We start from the raw sequence: 15,094 nt of genomic DNA on the forward strand, positions 1-15,094 counted from the left end.
CCCGTGCATAGGGTCCAACTTCACTACACACTCAGCCGCGATGCGGGCAATGCACTCATCCGCAACCCGCTGCCCGAAATGCTGCAGGCCGTGGCCGAGCGCGGCTCCATATCGGGCGCAGCGCGCGCGCTGGATCTGTCCTACCGCCACGTCTGGGGCGCCCTCAAACGCTGGGAAGACCAACTGGGCGGCGAACTGATCATCTGGGGCAAGGGCCAGTCAGCGCAGCTCAGCGAATTTGGGAGCAAGCTGCTGTGGGCCGAACGCCAGGCCCAGGCCCGTCTGGCACCGCAGATAGCGGCGTTGCACGCCGACCTGGAGCGCGCGTTTGCCGTGGCGTTTGACCCCAACGCCCACGTGCTCACCCTGTATGCCAGCCATGACGATGCGCTGGCGGCGCTGCGTGCCCATGCGGCAACGCAGACCGATGTGGGCGCACTGCACCTCGACATCAGATTTACGGGCAGCGTGGACGCCATCCGTGCGCTGAACGAGGGACGCTGCACCCTGGCCGGCTTTCACACCGTGGCGGACGCGGCCGCGCAGTCGCTCACCGCACGCACCTACCAGCCACTGCTGCAGCCGGGGCTGCACAAGATCATCGGCTTTGCGCAGCGCACGCAGGGGCTCATCGTGGCGCCCGGCAATCCGCTGGACCTGAACAGCCTGGCCGATGTCGCGCGCACCGGCGCCCGCTTCATCAACCGCCCGCTGGGCTCGGGCACGCGCGTGCTGCTGGACGACCTGCTGGCCCAGGCCAGCATGGACCCTCAGAGCATCGTGGGCTACGCCCTCAACGAACCCTCACACACCGCCATTGCCCAGGCCGTGGCTGCAGGGGCTGCCGACGTCGGCATGGGCATTGAGCTGGCGGCCCGCGCGCGGGGGCTGGACTTTGTGCCCCTGGTGCATGAGCGTTACCACCTGGCCTGCCTGAAAGCCAGCCTGGACCAGCCGGCAACGCTGGCGCTGCGCACCCTGCTGCAGACGCCCGAGTGGCTGGCGCACATGGCCACCCTGCCGGGTTACAACGCCTGGCACTGCGGTGAGGTGCTGGCCATGAGCACGGTGCTGCCCTGGTGGCAGTTTGCGCGAAAAAAACGCGCTTCAGCGCCTAGGCAGAAACCCTAATTGCTGCATTTTTGATAGCTAAAGAATGAGCAAACGCTGCGGGATAACACCGTCACGCTGCTGTCAGACTCCGCCTACAGTGCTCCGTAGAATCGCGCCGTCGTCAACGTGTGCCCAGCCCGAGCGCCTACCCGCGCGGGGGACAGGCATCTCGCACACACAGCCTTTTTATTGGAGACACCATGCAGGCTCTATTGAAGTTATCAAGAGGGATCGACTGGCTTAACACCCAGGTCGGCAAGTACGTGGTCTGGCTGATCCTGGCCTCCACGGTCATCAGCGGCGTGAATGCCGTGGTGCGCAAGGCGTTCAACATCAGCTCCAACGCGTTCCTGGAAGTGCAGTGGTATCTGTTCGCTGCATCGTTCCTGCTGGCGGCCGGCTATACGCTGCTGCAAGGGGAGCACGTCAAGGTCGATGTGATCTCCAGCCGCTTTTCCAAGCGCACGCAAATCTGGATCGACGTGTTCGGCTACATCGTCTTCCTGACGCCCATGTGCCTGGCCGTGCTCTGGTACGGGGTTCCGTTCTTCACGCGCGCCCTGGCGTCGGGTGAAATGTCCAACAACGCTGGCGGCCTGATCCGCTGGCCCGTGTACCTGATGATGCCCCTGGGCTTCACGCTGCTGTGGCTGCAAGGTATTTCCGAACTCATCAAGCGCCTGGGCTTCCTGCAAGGCCTGATCGAAGATCCCACGGTCAAGAAGGTCGAAAAGACGGCCGAGGAAGAACTGGCTGAATCCATCCGCAACCTGGCCGAAGCGGCCAAGGGCAACGGCAAGAACAAGACCGAGGCCGTCTGAGCGGAGCACACACCATGGAATTTCTCACTCACAACCTCGCCCCCATCATGTTCGCGGGGCTCATCTGCTTCTTGCTGGTGGGTTTCCCGGTCGCTTTCAGCCTGGGCGCCTGCGGACTGTTCTTCGCCTTCATTGGTATCGAGCTGGGCGTATTGCCCGAGGCGCTGCTGCAAGCCGTGCCGCTGCGCATTTTCGGCATCATGCAGAACGACACCCTGCTGGCCATTCCGTTCTTCACGCTCATGGGGCTCATACTGGAGCGAAGCGGGATGGCGGAAGACCTGCTGGACACCATTGGTCAGCTGTTTGGCCCCATCCGGGGTGGCCTGGCACTGGCCGTGATCTTTGTGGGCGCGCTGCTGGCAGCCACCACGGGCGTGGTGGCCGCGTCGGTGATCTCGATGGGCCTGATCTCGCTGCCCATCATGCTGCGCTACGGCTATGACCGCCGACTGGCTGCAGGCGTGATTGCCGCATCCGGCACACTGGCGCAGATCATTCCTCCATCGCTGGTGCTGATCATCATTGCCGACCAGATGGGCCGCAGCGTGGGCGATATGTACAAGGGCGCCTTCCTGCCCGGCCTGATGCTCACCGGCTTCTACGCCCTGTATGTCATCTTGCTGGCGGTCTTCAAGCCCCAGTGGGTGCCTGCCATCCCGCCCGAAGCACGTACGCTGCGTGACGACAACGGCAAGAGCGGTGTGACCTCCCTGCTGGTCCTGACCGGCATCTGCGTGGCCGCATCGATGTATGTGGCCAAGAACATGCCCGCCCTGCACACATGGTGGTCGGGCGAGACGGTGGAACGCGTGGCGCTGGACGAGACCATTGTGGTGGCCATGTGCTTTGGCGTGGCCCTGGCCTTCGTGGTCGCCAGCATCAACAAGATCACCCGCCTGGGCCTGCTGTCCCGCGCTGCAGAGCGTGTGACCTTTGTGCTGATCCCCCCGCTGCTGCTGATCTTCCTGGTGCTGGGCACCATCTTCCTGGGCGTTGCAACCCCCACCGAAGGCGGCGCCATGGGCGCACTGGGCGCGGGCATCATGGCCATCATCCGCGGCCGCCTGACCCTCTCGCTGCTCAAGCAGGCCGTGACCACCACCACCAAGCTGTCGTGTTTTGTGGTGTTCATCCTGGTGGGTGCCACCATGTTCGGCCTGACGTTCCAGGGCGTGGATGGCCCGCTGTGGGTGGAACACCTGCTGACCGGCCTGCCCGGTGGCCAACTGGGCTTCCTGATCGTCGTGAACATCATGGTGTTCTTCCTGGCGTTCTTCCTGGACTTCTTTGAGCTGTCGTTCATCGTCGTGCCACTGCTGGCCCCGGTGGCGAACAAGCTGGGCATTGACCTGATCTGGTTCGGTGTGCTACTGGCCGTGAACATGCAGACCTCGTTCATGCACCCCCCGTTCGGCTTTGCGCTGTTCTACCTGCGCAGCGTGGCCCCGGCGAAGGAGTACCTGGACAAGGTCACCAAGAAGATGATTGCGCCGGTGACGACACCCCAGATCTACTGGGGTGCGATCCCCTTCCTGATCATCCAGCTGATGATGGTGGGCCTGATCATCGCCTTCCCTGGCATCGTCTCCAGCGGTCTGGACAAGGAAGAGGTCTACGACCTGGACAAGGTCCGCATGGAAATGGAAGCCACCATGCCCGACGCGGCCGGAGCCCCCGAGGCGACCGACCCCACAGCCGGTATGGAAGGCGCTGGAGCAGCCCCTGGAGACGCTGCAGCCCCCGCTGCAGACGACCCACTCAAGGCCCTGCAGGACTCGCTGGCCAACGAGAAAAAGTGATCTGAACCCAACAGGGGCTGTTGACCAGCCTCTGAGGCACGAGAAGCCCTGGCAGATGCCCTCTGCCGGGGCTTTTTTCATGGGCGTTCCGGATACGGTGGCGCCACAGACCACGGACACAAACAGGCAACGAATTGCTGTACAAGCGCGATGATCAGAGCCACTGCAATTGACCTGGCCCATAGCTTGTACACCGCACCGCACTGAGGAGGCACTCCATACGAACCTCTCAATCGCCTTGCGGGAGTTCGCCAGCAGGCTCTCCATAGAGCTCAACATGGCACGAAGCTCTGGTGCCGACAACGTTGGAATCAGGGCCCGCTCCAGCCGGAGGATCGTGCCGCAGGCGCCGTTCAGGGCTGCCAGGGGCAACTCTTTTATCGCCGCTTGGTCCAGCACCCCTTCTGCACCTCAACCACCTCTGCTCCAACGACGAGCCCCATGAGACAGGACGCAAAAAAACCCGCCAGGCGAACCGGGCGGGTTATTTGATCGGTCATGCCATGCGGCTTGCGCCGCAGCCATGCAATTAGATCTTTTGTGCGGACATGAAGGTGTCGTAGCGGGCTTCGGCAAAGCGGAACCAGAGGATCTGGTCGCGCTGGAAGGCGCGCATGTCGGCGTAGATCTTCTTCCACTCGGGGCTCTTGGCGTCGTTCTCGGCGAATACTTCCATCGAAGCCTTGAACGAAGCGTCCATCACGGCTTGCGAGAAAGGCAGCACCTTGGTCTTGGCAGCCACGAGTTGCTTCAAGGCCGTGGGGTTCAGCGCGTCGTACTTGGCCAGCATGTCCACGTGGGCCACGTTGGTTGCGGCTTCGATGATGGCCTTGTTCTCGGCCGACAGGCCGTCAAACGCCTTCTGGTTGACGAAGAAGTCCACTTCAGGACCGCCTTCCCACCAGCCGGGGTAGTAGTAGAACGGAGCGACCTTGTTGAAGCCCAGCTTCTGGTCATCGTATGGACCCACCCACTCGGCGGCGTCCAGCGTGCCCTTTTCGAGGGCTTGGTAGATTTCGCCGCCTGGGATGCTCTGGGGCACAGCACCCAGCTTCTGCATCACTTCACCGATCAGGCCGCCACCCAGGCGCATCTTCATGCCCTTGAAGTCGGCAGGCGACTTGATTTCCTTGCGGAACCAGCCACCCATCTGCGTGCCGGTGTTGCCACCTGCAAAGCTGATCATGTTGAAGCCGCCGTAGAACTCGTTCATGAGCTTGCGGCCGTTGCCATGCAGCATCCAGGCGTTCATCTGGCGGGCATTGAAGCCAAACGGCACAGCAGAGCCGAGCGCGAAGGCGGGGTTCTTGCCGTAGAAGTAGTAAGGCACGGTGTGTGCCATTTCCACGGTGCCTTGTTGCACGCCGTCCACCACGCCGAAGGGAGGCATCAGCTCGCCACCAGCGTGCACGGAGATTTCAAACTTGCCGCCCGACATGGCCTTGACGGCCTTGGAGAACACATCAGCGCCGCCATAGATGGTGTCCAGCGACTTGGGGAAGCTGGAGGCCAGACGCCAGCGAATGGCAGCCTGGGCGTGGACGGCGGGCGCAGCGCCTGCAGCCAGCACACCGGCAATGCCAGCATGCTTGATGATTGAACGACGATCCATGAGGTTCTCTCCGATATATTGATTGCAAAACTTGGTGCGCACGCGTTGTGCACGGCCGACCAAGGACATGTTTCAGCCGGGACCATTGTAGGAACATGACCCCCAGGACTTTTGCGGGTTTTCCCGCGAAATTTCAGACCCCAACATACACCTTCAGGGTTCTGCAAGCATCTGCGCGACAGCGGCGCAAAAGCCATCACCGCACGCACAGGCCAGCGCGATGCGCCGCCTGCTGCCCGCCCCGTTTCAGACCGTGCTGCCAGGCAAAAACCGCGCTGCAATCGATGCGCGGATACCCGCTGCATCCAGCCCCTGCAACGCCAGCAACTTGGCCGGGTCACCGTGCTCGATGAAGACATCGCCCAGCCCGAGCTGCAGCAAGGGGCGCACGATGCCCATGGCATTGAGCGCTTCGGTCACTGCGCTGCCCGCGCCGCCCATGATGGCCCCCTCTTCCACCGTCACGAGAGCGTCGTGGCGCTCCGCCACCTCGCGCAGCAAGGCCTCATCGATGGGCTTGGCCCAGCGCATGTTGACCACGGTGGCATCGATCGCCTCGCCCACCTCCAGCGCGGGATACAGCAAGGTGCCAAACGCCAGGATGGCAATACGGGGCGCCTTGCCGTCCGCATCACCCTTGCGCTCGCGGCGGATCTCGCCCTTGCCGAACGGCAGGCCATCGAGCGCTGCCAGCGGCGCCACACCCGCGCCGCTACCACGCGGGTAACGCACGGCCACTGGGTGGTCCTGTTCAAACGCACTGCTGAGCAACTGGCGGCATTCGCGCTCGTCGGCGGGGCAGGCCATGCTCATGTTCGGAATGCAGCGCACGAACGGGATGTCATAAGCGCCTGCGTGCGTGGCACCGTCGGCACCCACCAGGCCAGCACGGTCCAGCGCAAACACCACAGGCAGGTTCTGCAGGGCCACGTCGTGGATCAATTGGTCATAGCCCCGCTGCAAGAAGGTGGAGTAGATGGCCACCACGGGCTTGACGCCTTCGCAGGCCATGCCTGCGGCAAACGTGACGGCATGCTGCTCGGCAATGCCCACGTCGTAGTAGCGGTCCGGAAAGCGTTTTTCAAACTCGACCATGCCCGAGCCTTCGCGCATGGCGGGCGTGATGCCCACCAGGCGCGGGTCCTGCGCCGCCATGTCGCACAACCACTGGCCGAACACCTGGGTGAAGGTCTGCTTGGGGGGCGTGGCGGGCTTGGTCAGGCCCACGGAGGGGTCGAACTTGCCGGGCCCGTGGTAGGCCACGGGGTCGGCCTCGGCCAGCTTGTAGCCCTGGCCCTTCTTGGTGACCACGTGCAGGAACTGCGGGCCCTTCAAGCTCTTGATGTTCTCGAGCGTGGGGATCAGCGAATCGAGGTCGTGCCCGTCGATGGGGCCGATGTAGTTGAAGCCGAATTTCTCGAACAGCGTGGCGGGCACCACCATGCCCTTGGCCTGCTGCTCGAAGCGCTTGGCAAATTCGAGCAGGGGCGGCACGGGGCGCAGCACGGTCTTGCCCACGTTCTTGGCGGCGGCGTAGAACTGACCGCTCATCAGCTGCGCAAGATAGCGGTTGAGCGCGCCTACGGGCGGGCTGATGCTCATGTCGTTGTCGTTCAGCACCACCAGCAGGTTGCAGTCGGCCACGCCCGCGTTGTTGAGCGCCTCGAAAGCCATGCCAGCGCTCATCGCGCCGTCGCCGATGATGGCCACCGCATGGCGGTTGTCGCCCTTGCGCTTGGCGGCCAGAGCCATGCCCAGCGCCGCCGAGATGCTGGTGCTGGAATGCGCCGTGCCAAAGGTGTCGTAAATGCTCTCGGCCCGCTGCGGAAAGCCCGAGATACCGCCCATCTGGCGCAGCGTGTGCATGCGGTCGCGACGGCCCGTCAGAATCTTGTGGGGATAGGTCTGGTGGCCCACATCCCACACCAGGCGGTCTTCGGGGGTGTTGAAGACATGGTGCAGGGCCACGGTCAGCTCCACCGTGCCCAGGTTGGAACTGAGGTGGCCACCGGTCTGGGAGACGCTCTGCAGCACGAACTCGCGCAACTCGGTCGCCAGCACCTTGAGGTCCGCACGCGAGAGCCGGCGCAGGTCTGCCGGGTCATTGATGGTCTGCAGCAGAGGAAAGGATGTCGTGGACATTGACTATTCTTTTGATAGCTACCAGCGCAAGAAATTCAAGCACCAGCAGGCATTTGGACATTGAGAGAGTCGCCAGGGACCAGGGCCGGGCTCAGTGAGAGCGGCACACGACCATGTCCGCCAGGGCTGCCAGGGCACGGGTGTCGGGCAAACCACTGCGCCCCAGGGCCGCATGGGCCTCGGCCAGCAGCTCCTGCGCAAAGGCCTGTGCACGCGCCAGCCCGAGCAAAGACACGTAGGTGGGTTTGTCTGCAGCAGCGTCCTTGCCCGCCGTTTTCCCCAGGGTGGCCGAGTCGGCCACCACATCCAGGATGTCGTCCACCACCTGGAACGCCAGACCCATGGCAGCGCCATAGTCTGACAGGGCTTGGTAGGCGGTGGGTGCCGCGTGACCACACAGTGCCCCCATGAGCACGCTGCCCTGGAGCAGCGCGCCGGTCTTCAGGCGGTGCATCTGGCGCAGTTGCGCCTCGGTCAGCGCCACGCCCACGCTGGCCAGGTCTATCGCCTGACCGCCCGCCATGCCGGCCGAGCCCGCAGCCCGCGCTAGCAGCCGGCACAGGGCCGCCTGCATGGCAGCAGGGATGAGGGTGTTGTCGGGGGTCAACAATTCAAACGCAAAGGCCTGCAGCGCATCACCCGCCAGCAAAGCCTGGGCTTCGCCAAACTGCACATGCACCGTGGGCTTGCCACGGCGCAGCACGTCGTTGTCCATGCAAGGCATGTCATCGTGGACCAACGAGTAGGCGTGAATCAATTCGACCGCGCACGCGGCCCGCAGGGCAGCTTCGTCCAAGGCCGCGTGAACCACCGCAACATCAGACGCCACCGAATCCAACGCGCCGCTGCGCGCGCCCTCACACGCCGCCAGTACCAACAGCGGCCGCAGGCGCTTGCCGCCATCCAGCACGGCGTAGCGCATGGCGTCGCCGAGCCCTGCCGGGGCACCGTCTCCCACCCAACGGGACAGGGCCTGTTCCACATTGGCCAGGTGGTTCTGGCTCCAGAGGTTCGTATCCAGGGGCTGCCCCCCCACCGTCGAAGGGATCATTGGCAACGCGCTCATTCCTGATTCCATGGTTGCAGCTGGCCGTCGTCCAGCACCTTGATCTGGTCCTGCACGGCATCGAGCCGGTGGCGGCAGAAGGCCAGCAAAGTGGCGCCGCGCTGGTAGCCAGCCAGCATCTGGTCCAGCGGCAGCTGGCCCGACTCGATGCGGGCCACGAGTTGCTCCAGCTCCTCCAGGGCCGCCTCGTAGCTGGCAGGTTCGGCGGGAAGAGCGGGGGTTGCGGGGGCCTTGGGCATGAAGGGGGCGGCAGTGCGCGGGTGAAAAACCGATGATTTTAGGCGCAGCGCTGTGGCGCCCGTGTCAGACAGGGGCCGATCCGTGGGGCGCCCCTATTTTTCTGGAACCAGTGTTTTCTATTCACGTAGCGGGGGTGCGGGAATAACCCCACCGCCTATAATCCCATTCCCGTCGAGCCGGCTACCCACCCTAGCCGGTTTTCTTTTTCCAGATGTGCCTTCTCTGGCGCACCTCCCGCACTCTTTCTGTGGGGAGTCTTTAGGTCAGGTCACCCATGTCTGATTTAAGTCTTCAACTGCAGCAGGCCGCAAGCCAACTACCAGTTTCGAGCTACTTTGACGATGCGCTGTTCCAGCGCGAGCTGGAGACCATCTTCCAGCGCGGGCCCCGCTATGTGGGGCATCAATTGGCTGTGCCCAACGCGGGCGACTACTACGCACTGCCCCAGGAGGGCGAGGGCCGCGCGCTGGTGCGCAACGCCCAGGGCGGTATCGAGCTGGTCTCCAACGTCTGCCGCCACCGGCAGGCGGTCATGCTCAAGGGCAAGGGGTCGCTGAACACCCAGCAAAAGGGCAGCGCGGGCGGCAACATCGTGTGTCCGCTGCACCGCTGGACGTACAACACCAAGGGCGAACTGCTGGGCGCACCGCATTTCGCGCACGACCCATGCCTGAACCTCAACAACTACAAGCTGCGCGAGTGGAACGGTCTTCTGTTTGAAGACAACGGCTACGACGTTGCGGCGGACCTGGCCCAGATGGGACCACGCGCCGATCTGGACTTTGACGGCTACGTGCTCGACCACGTGGAGCTGCACGAGTGCAACTACAACTGGAAGACCTTCATCGAGGTCTATCTGGAGGATTACCACGTCGGGCCCTTCCACCCGGGCCTCGGCAGCTTCGTGACCTGCGACGACCTGCGCTGGGAGTTCGGCAAGAACTACTCCGTGCAGACCGTGGGCGTGGCCAACCGCCTGGGCAAGGCAGGCAGCCCCGTGTACGAACGCTGGCACGAAGCCCTACTGGCCTACCGCGAGGGCAAGCCGCCCAAGCATGGCGCCATCTGGCTCACGCTGTACCCACACATCATGGTGGAGTGGTACCCGCATGTGCTCACCGTGTCCACGCTGCACCCCATCAGCCCGACCAAGACGCTGAACATGGTGGAGTTCTACTACCCCGAAGAGATCGCTGCGTTCGAGCGCGAGTTCGTCGAGGCACAGAAGGCCGCCTACATGGAGACCTGCATTGAGGACGATGAGATCGGTGAACGCATGGACGCAGGCCGCAAGGCCCTGATGGCACGCGGCGATAACGAGGTGGGCCCCTACCAGAGCCCCATGGAAGATGGCATGCAGCACTTCCACGAGTGGTACCGCCAGACCATGGGCGGCGACACCATCGACCCAGCTGCGTCAAAACGCTGAATACCGCGGCAAAACCCCGCCAATCCGCAGGCCCGCCTGGGCTTGCTCTCATTACAATAGCTGCCAGCGCTTAAAAAATAAGCGCTGGCAGCTATTTTCGTTTCTGCACCACCCGGTGCTCATCAAAAGATCACAACCCGATGCAAGCCCTCTGGATGGTGTTGGCCGCGTTTCTTTTTGCCAGCATGGGCGTGTGCGTCAAGATCGCCTCGGACTTCTTCAACTCGGCCGAGCTGGTGTGCTACCGGGGGCTGATCGGCATGTTCATCCTCTGGCTACTGTCACGCTCGCAAAAAGTGACGCTAGCCACCCGATACCCCGGCATGCACGCCTGGCGCAGCCTGGTGGGGGTGGCGTCGCTGGGCGCCTGGTTCTATGCGATTGCCCACCTGCCGCTGGCCACTGCCATGACGCTCAACTACATGAGCAGCGTGTGGATCGCTGCCTTCCTGGTCGGCGGCACGCTGCTGGCCTGGCGCCCCTCTGTGGCAACGCCCCGGCCTGCCCTGCAAGGTCCGCTGGTACTCACTGTGCTCACAGGGTTCGTGGGCGTGGTGCTGATGCTGCGCCCTAGCCTGGACCAGAACCAGGCCTTCGCCGGGATGATCGGACTCATGTCCGGCTTGTCGGCAGCATTTGCCTACATGCAGGTGGTGGCACTGTCGCGCCTGGGCGAGCCTGAGTCGCGCACCGTCTTCTACTTTGCGGTGGGCTCCGCGGTGGCGGGCGGCGTGGCCATGCTGTTCACCGGCATGTCGGACTGGCCGGGCTGGCAGGCGCTGTGGCTGCTGCCCATCGGCGTGCTGGCTGCAGGCGGGCAGCTGTGCATGACCCGGGCCTACGCCAGCGCCAAGACCCAGCGCGGCACGCTGGTGGTGGCCAATCTGCAGTATTCGGGCATCGTGTTTGCCGCCGTCTACAGCGTACTGTTGTTTGGCGACAAGATCCCGCCCATCGGCTGGATCGGCATGGCCCTCATCGTAGGCAGCGGCATCGTGGCCACCATCTTGCGGGCCCGGGCTGCGCCCGGCGCACCGGCAGAAGAACATTGACCGATACAAAAACCAATGCGCACTGGCGAGGACAGACCCCATCGGGATGGCCACAATGGAGGCCTACCCGTCCTACAGGTTGCTTCGCACCACCTCTGCCGATGACCACCCACACCACGCTCATCTCTGCCCCCGACCTCCAAGCCCTCATCGCCAGCGGTGCGCCGCTGATGGTGTTTGACTGCAGCTTCGAACTCATGCAACCCACGGCTGGCGCGCAGCAATATGCGCAAGCCCATATTCCCGGCGCGGTGTACGCCAACCTCGACAACGACCTGAGCGCCAAGCACGGTGCACCCGGCGCCACCGGCACTTTGACGGCGCAGGAGGCCGACCAGCCCGCATCCGGCGGCCGCCACCCGCTGCCCAGCCGCGAACGTTTTGCCATGTGGCTGTCCAGCGTGGGTTTTGCCAACGGCATGCAGGCCGTGGTGTACGACCGCCAGGGCGCCAACTATTGCGGCCGCCTGTGGTGGATGCTCAAGTGGGCCGGTCATGACGCCGTGGCCGTGCTCGACGGTGGGCTGCAAGCCTGGCAGGCCGCCGGCGGGGCGGTGAACAGCGGCGAAGAGCCCGCCCACTTCCAGACCAACTTCCAACTGGGCGCCCCCTTGCGCCAGCTGGCCACGGCCAGCGAGGTGCTTGCGCGCCTGCAGCAGCCCGGACAGACCGTGATCGACGCCCGTGCAGGTGCCCGCTACCGGGGCGAGGTGGAGCCTCTGGACCCCGTGGCAGGCCATATTCCCGGCGCACTCAACCGACCCTTCGCCGAAAACATTGGAGCCGACGGCCGCTTCAAACCGGCAGCCACGCTGCGCGCAGAGTTCGACGCCCTGCTGGCAGGCCGCGACCCAGCGACCGTGGTGCACCAGTGCGGCAGCGGCGTGAGCGCGGTGCCCAATCTTCTGGCCATGGAGATCGCCGGGCTGGGGCACACCGCGCTGTTCGCGGGCAGCTGGAGCGAATGGTGTTCAGACCCCGCGCGCCCGGTCGAAAAGGGTTGAACAACCCCAACTGCGGCGTCTAACGAACGCCGCCGGTTGCAAAAGCGCAAAAAAGATGGTTTTGCAGGCGCTATCAAAACCATGAGCAGAATGCAGGGGCCGGCACCTGTCAGTGCAGCAGGCGCGCCCCCTGAAAAGCGAGCCAATGCCTGATCCGCGTGTAGGGCAAATTCCTACACGCCCCGCCGCGAAACCAGACACGCGGCACAGCCAAACCCCGACTTAATTTCTGATTGGGGCGGTTTCACAATCCATTTCAACGGATCACGCAAAACCTGCAGTCAGCAGGCAACGCAAGACCCGGTACTGGAAAAAAGGAAGCTGCCATGACCAACGAACAAATCCTCGCTGAAATCCGCGAAGCCAACCTCACCTACCTGATGCTGGCCCAAACCCTGATCCGTCAGGACAAGGCCGAAGCGGTTTTCCGTCTGGGCATGAACGAAGAGTCTGCCGATATTCTCGCTTCGCTGTCGGCAGCGCAAGTGATGAAACTGGCCTCCCGCAACACGCTACTTTGCAGCTTCCGCGTGGACGACAACCTGGTGTGGAGCTTGCTGACCAACCACTCGGCCAAGAAGGTGGGCAACGACGCCACCAACACCCTGCACGCCAACATCCTGATGGCCAGCCGCGTGTCGGAAGTGCTCTGAAGCAGTTGCCTGCAGCCATATCCCCGTTTCACCGAAAGCCCGCCATGTCCTCCACGACCACCGCCGCCAAAGCCCCTGTCAAAAGCGTTCTGAACGAGTCCAAGCAGATCGAACGCGCAGCCATGCTGATCCAGATGGGCGCCCGCATGCAGGTGCTGGAGTCCGAGACCACGCTGTCGTATGAACGCCTGATCCGGCTGTACAAGGAGATCGCTGGCAAGTCCCCGTCCAAGGGCCAGCTGCCGTTCTCGACCGACTGGTTTCTGACCTGGCAAGAGAACATCCACAGCTCGCTGTTCCTGAACATCTACGAATACCTGTCCAAGGGCGTGGACCTGGATTCGGTGGAGCTGCTGACCAAGGCTTACCGCCTGTACAACGAACAGGTGGCCACGGCCGAGATCGAGCCCCTGCTGTCCTTCACCCGCGCCTGGCGCCTGGTGAAATTTGTGGACGCCGGCATGCTCACGCGCACCAAGTGCAGCCAGTGCAGCGGCCAGTTCGTGACCGAGCTGTATGAGAACCGCCATTTCACCTGCGGACTGTGCAACCCACCCGCACGTGCCGGCAAGAGCAAGACGGCCGGTGCGCTGATGCTGCATTGACACCTTGGCGTGATTTTTGAGCCAAAAGCGCCCGATGCGCTAGTGCATATTGCCCAGCTAGCTATTGATTAGATAGCAAACAAAAAGGCCCCATTCGGGGCCTTTTTTGCTGTCTGCTGTCTGCTGTCTGCTGTCTGCTGTCTGCTGTCTGCTGTCTGCTGTCTGCTGTCTGCCGATGGAATGTAGTGCAAGGCAGAACACCGAGCCCCCATCAACGCCCGGCAAGCAAGGTGCGCACGTTCTCGTCCACGGGCACCGCGTAGTTGTGCGCAGCGATCACATGATTGCCCACCGGGTTCACCAGCTTGAGGCTGATGTACACGACCGACGCCGACACCGCGTACGTGCCCACCACCACGGCCTGCGCGTTCTGCGCCTGGCTGACCTCCCGCACCTCGCGCGACAGCAGCAGCTCGCCCTGCTCGCGATGCAGCACCAGGTTGTCACGCAGCTTCACTTCCGTCACGCGCAGTCCGCGCTGCACCATGCGTCCCGCGATCTGCTCCGAAAAGATGCGCCCCAGCCGCGACGACTCGTTGAGCCGGTCCACATTGACCAAGGTGGCCACCAGCAAAGGTTGGCCTGCGTCCAGCGCTGCGTTAAGCAGCAAGGCATCCGTTGCCCGCTCGTTCACGTCGATCAGGTCGGTGCGCGACACGCCACCCGCACGGTCGCCGTAGTAATAGCTGTGGACCGGGTTGGTCGCACAGCCCTGCAATGCCAGGGCCGACACCACGACCATGCCCAAGCACCACGCAGACCGGAGCCCGCCAGTCTGGAGACGGCGCATCATGGTGCTACCACCCGCCAGGTTTTGACGGGGGTGGGGACCGGCGCAACCGCCGGGACCTCTGGCTGGTACAGCACTGCATCTTCACGTTCGATGTAATACAGGTCTGCTGAACCAGCCAGGTAACGGTCACGGGTCTTGAGCGTCGTGGTGATCAGAACTTCCGTCCGCGTAGGCCCGCCCGCGGCAGCGCCTTGTGTGTAGAGATGTGCCATATCCAGTGCCAAGCCCGCCCCTACCCCGAGCGCTGTTGCAACGCCTGGTAACAAAGTGCGGTCTGAATAGTGCACCTTCCAGTCGCGCCATACCCCCACGCCGGTCCCGAGGAGAGTCCCGGCAATCGGGACAGGGAGATTGGAAGGAACACCGGCCGGATGTTGCACCACCTGGGTCTGCACCTCCAGCTCTACCGCAGTGGGAACCGTGGACAGGACAACGCCGCGATTCAACAGATGCACTGTCAGGAGTTTGAGGAAACCAGCGTTGAAGCTGGATTTGTCCGCAACGGTCACGTAAATGGGGTACTCGCCTGCAGGCCAGGACGCGATCTTCTCGGCAACTCGCGCAGCCACGTCGCCAGCCAGCACATCCCAGTGGTGCACGGCGCGGGCCTTTTTCTGGCCAGTGGCGGGATAATTGTCGGCGCGTGGCACGTCCAGGGTGCCGCAGCCAGCCAGCAGCGTCGCAGCCAGCAGCGGCACAACGGTCGAAATGCGCAGGAGGGAAGATCGCATGGAGCCATGTTAGTGGCGCCAGCCGTCCGTG

General features: G+C 63.6%; 14 protein-coding genes. 8 read left to right on the forward strand and 6 right to left on the reverse strand.

Annotation, left to right across the window (positions count from 1 at the left end; all coding sequences use genetic code 11):
- Positions 1 to 3 precede the first annotated feature (3 nt).
- The 3 genes from AC1Q64_RS20925 to AC1Q64_RS20935 all read left to right on the forward strand — a co-directional run bounded on the left by AC1Q64_RS20925 (position 4) and on the right by AC1Q64_RS20935 (position 3,736).
- Complete coding sequence (locus AC1Q64_RS20925) at positions 4 to 1,131, forward strand: substrate-binding domain-containing protein (protein WP_291433936.1); 1,128 nt, start codon at positions 4 to 6, stop codon at positions 1,129 to 1,131.
- A gap of 182 nt (positions 1,132 to 1,313) precedes the next feature.
- On the forward strand, positions 1,314 to 1,934 hold the full coding sequence (locus tag AC1Q64_RS20930; protein ID WP_291433938.1) for a TRAP transporter small permease subunit: 621 nt from the start codon (positions 1,314 to 1,316) through the stop codon (positions 1,932 to 1,934).
- Between the two features lie 14 nt (positions 1,935 to 1,948).
- On the forward strand, positions 1,949 to 3,736 hold the full coding sequence (locus tag AC1Q64_RS20935; RefSeq protein ID WP_492252667.1) for a TRAP transporter large permease: 1,788 nt from the start codon (positions 1,949 to 1,951) through the stop codon (positions 3,734 to 3,736).
- 529 nt (positions 3,737 to 4,265) lie between these two features.
- On the opposite strand, the gene AC1Q64_RS20940 is transcribed toward AC1Q64_RS20935, so the two are convergent.
- The 4 genes from AC1Q64_RS20940 to xseB form a co-directional block, all read right to left on the reverse strand.
- A complete protein-coding gene (locus AC1Q64_RS20940) occupies positions 4,266 to 5,348 on the reverse strand; it encodes a TRAP transporter substrate-binding protein (protein WP_015015263.1) in 1,083 nt (360 codons plus the stop codon).
- A 246-nt stretch (positions 5,349 to 5,594) separates the two neighbouring features.
- Positions 5,595 to 7,490: a 1-deoxy-D-xylulose-5-phosphate synthase gene (dxs, locus tag AC1Q64_RS20945; RefSeq protein ID WP_291433944.1), complete on the reverse strand. Its 1,896-nt coding sequence runs from the start codon at positions 7,488 to 7,490 to the stop codon at positions 5,595 to 5,597.
- A gap of 91 nt (positions 7,491 to 7,581) precedes the next feature.
- Positions 7,582 to 8,556, reverse strand: coding sequence for a polyprenyl synthetase family protein (locus tag AC1Q64_RS20950; protein WP_492252668.1), 975 nt, complete (start codon positions 8,554 to 8,556; stop codon positions 7,582 to 7,584).
- Positions 8,553 to 8,795 carry an exodeoxyribonuclease VII small subunit gene (gene xseB, locus AC1Q64_RS20955; RefSeq protein ID WP_056639486.1) on the reverse strand — a complete coding sequence of 81 codons (243 nt, stop codon included), beginning with the start codon at positions 8,793 to 8,795 and terminating at the stop codon, positions 8,553 to 8,555. The genes AC1Q64_RS20950 and xseB overlap by 4 nt, the downstream gene beginning before the upstream one ends.
- A 275-nt stretch (positions 8,796 to 9,070) precedes the next feature.
- On the opposite strand from xseB, the gene AC1Q64_RS20960 reads away from it, so the two are divergent.
- The 5 genes from AC1Q64_RS20960 to flhC all read left to right on the forward strand — a co-directional run bounded on the left by AC1Q64_RS20960 (position 9,071) and on the right by flhC (position 13,539).
- The gene (locus tag AC1Q64_RS20960) at positions 9,071 to 10,225 is read left to right on the forward strand and encodes an aromatic ring-hydroxylating oxygenase subunit alpha (protein WP_492252669.1); all 1,155 of its coding nucleotides are present in this window, start codon (positions 9,071 to 9,073) and stop codon (positions 10,223 to 10,225) included.
- Between the two features lie 140 nt (positions 10,226 to 10,365).
- Entirely contained in the window at positions 10,366 to 11,277 is a 912-nt protein-coding gene (locus AC1Q64_RS20965; RefSeq protein WP_492252670.1) for a DMT family transporter, read from the forward strand.
- A 101-nt stretch (positions 11,278 to 11,378) separates the two neighbouring features.
- Positions 11,379 to 12,281: a sulfurtransferase gene (locus tag AC1Q64_RS20970; protein ID WP_492252671.1), complete on the forward strand. Its 903-nt coding sequence runs from the start codon at positions 11,379 to 11,381 to the stop codon at positions 12,279 to 12,281.
- Between the two features lie 326 nt (positions 12,282 to 12,607).
- Positions 12,608 to 12,934, forward strand: coding sequence for a flagellar transcriptional regulator FlhD (flhD, locus tag AC1Q64_RS20975; RefSeq protein ID WP_015015270.1), 327 nt, complete (start codon positions 12,608 to 12,610; stop codon positions 12,932 to 12,934).
- A gap of 44 nt (positions 12,935 to 12,978) precedes the next feature.
- On the forward strand, positions 12,979 to 13,539 hold the full coding sequence (gene flhC, locus AC1Q64_RS20980; RefSeq protein ID WP_056639495.1) for a flagellar transcriptional regulator FlhC: 561 nt from the start codon (positions 12,979 to 12,981) through the stop codon (positions 13,537 to 13,539).
- A gap of 211 nt (positions 13,540 to 13,750) precedes the next feature.
- On the opposite strand, the gene AC1Q64_RS20985 is transcribed toward flhC, so the two are convergent.
- Both AC1Q64_RS20985 and AC1Q64_RS20990 read right to left on the reverse strand, forming a co-directional pair.
- Positions 13,751 to 14,332 (reverse strand): FlgO family outer membrane protein, encoded by a 582-nt coding sequence (locus AC1Q64_RS20985; protein ID WP_492252672.1) that lies wholly within the window; start codon positions 14,330 to 14,332, stop codon positions 13,751 to 13,753.
- Entirely contained in the window at positions 14,329 to 15,063 is a 735-nt protein-coding gene (locus AC1Q64_RS20990; RefSeq protein ID WP_492252673.1) for a hypothetical protein, read from the reverse strand. The genes AC1Q64_RS20985 and AC1Q64_RS20990 overlap by 4 nt, the downstream gene beginning before the upstream one ends.
- Positions 15,064 to 15,094 lie beyond the last annotated feature (31 nt).

The organism is Acidovorax sp. GW835-FHT14G06 (assembly GCF_058793595.1).

What these genes read in the sequence shown, in the direction of transcription:
- AC1Q64_RS20930 (WP_291433938.1), top strand. Translation starts at nt 1,314, where the DNA reads ATGCAGGCTCTATTGAAGTTATCAAGAGGGATCGACTGGCTTAACACC.
- AC1Q64_RS20935 (WP_492252667.1), top strand. Translation starts at nt 1,949, where the DNA reads ATGGAATTTCTCACTCACAACCTCGCCCCCATCATGTTCGCGGGGCTC.
- AC1Q64_RS20940 (WP_015015263.1), bottom strand. Translation starts at nt 5,348, where the DNA reads ATGGATCGTCGTTCAATCATCAAGCATGCTGGCATTGCCGGTGTGCTG.
- dxs (WP_291433944.1), bottom strand. Translation starts at nt 7,490, where the DNA reads ATGTCCACGACATCCTTTCCTCTGCTGCAGACCATCAATGACCCGGCA.
- AC1Q64_RS20950 (WP_492252668.1), bottom strand. Translation starts at nt 8,556, where the DNA reads ATGAGCGCGTTGCCAATGATCCCTTCGACGGTGGGGGGGCAGCCCCTG.
- xseB (WP_056639486.1), bottom strand. Translation starts at nt 8,795, where the DNA reads ATGCCCAAGGCCCCCGCAACCCCCGCTCTTCCCGCCGAACCTGCCAGC.
- AC1Q64_RS20960 (WP_492252669.1), top strand. Translation starts at nt 9,071, where the DNA reads ATGTCTGATTTAAGTCTTCAACTGCAGCAGGCCGCAAGCCAACTACCA.
- AC1Q64_RS20965 (WP_492252670.1), top strand. Translation starts at nt 10,366, where the DNA reads ATGCAAGCCCTCTGGATGGTGTTGGCCGCGTTTCTTTTTGCCAGCATG.
- AC1Q64_RS20970 (WP_492252671.1), top strand. Translation starts at nt 11,379, where the DNA reads ATGACCACCCACACCACGCTCATCTCTGCCCCCGACCTCCAAGCCCTC.
- flhD (WP_015015270.1), top strand. Translation starts at nt 12,608, where the DNA reads ATGACCAACGAACAAATCCTCGCTGAAATCCGCGAAGCCAACCTCACC.
- flhC (WP_056639495.1), top strand. Translation starts at nt 12,979, where the DNA reads ATGTCCTCCACGACCACCGCCGCCAAAGCCCCTGTCAAAAGCGTTCTG.
- AC1Q64_RS20985 (WP_492252672.1), bottom strand. Translation starts at nt 14,332, where the DNA reads ATGATGCGCCGTCTCCAGACTGGCGGGCTCCGGTCTGCGTGGTGCTTG.
- AC1Q64_RS20990 (WP_492252673.1), bottom strand. Translation starts at nt 15,063, where the DNA reads ATGCGATCTTCCCTCCTGCGCATTTCGACCGTTGTGCCGCTGCTGGCT.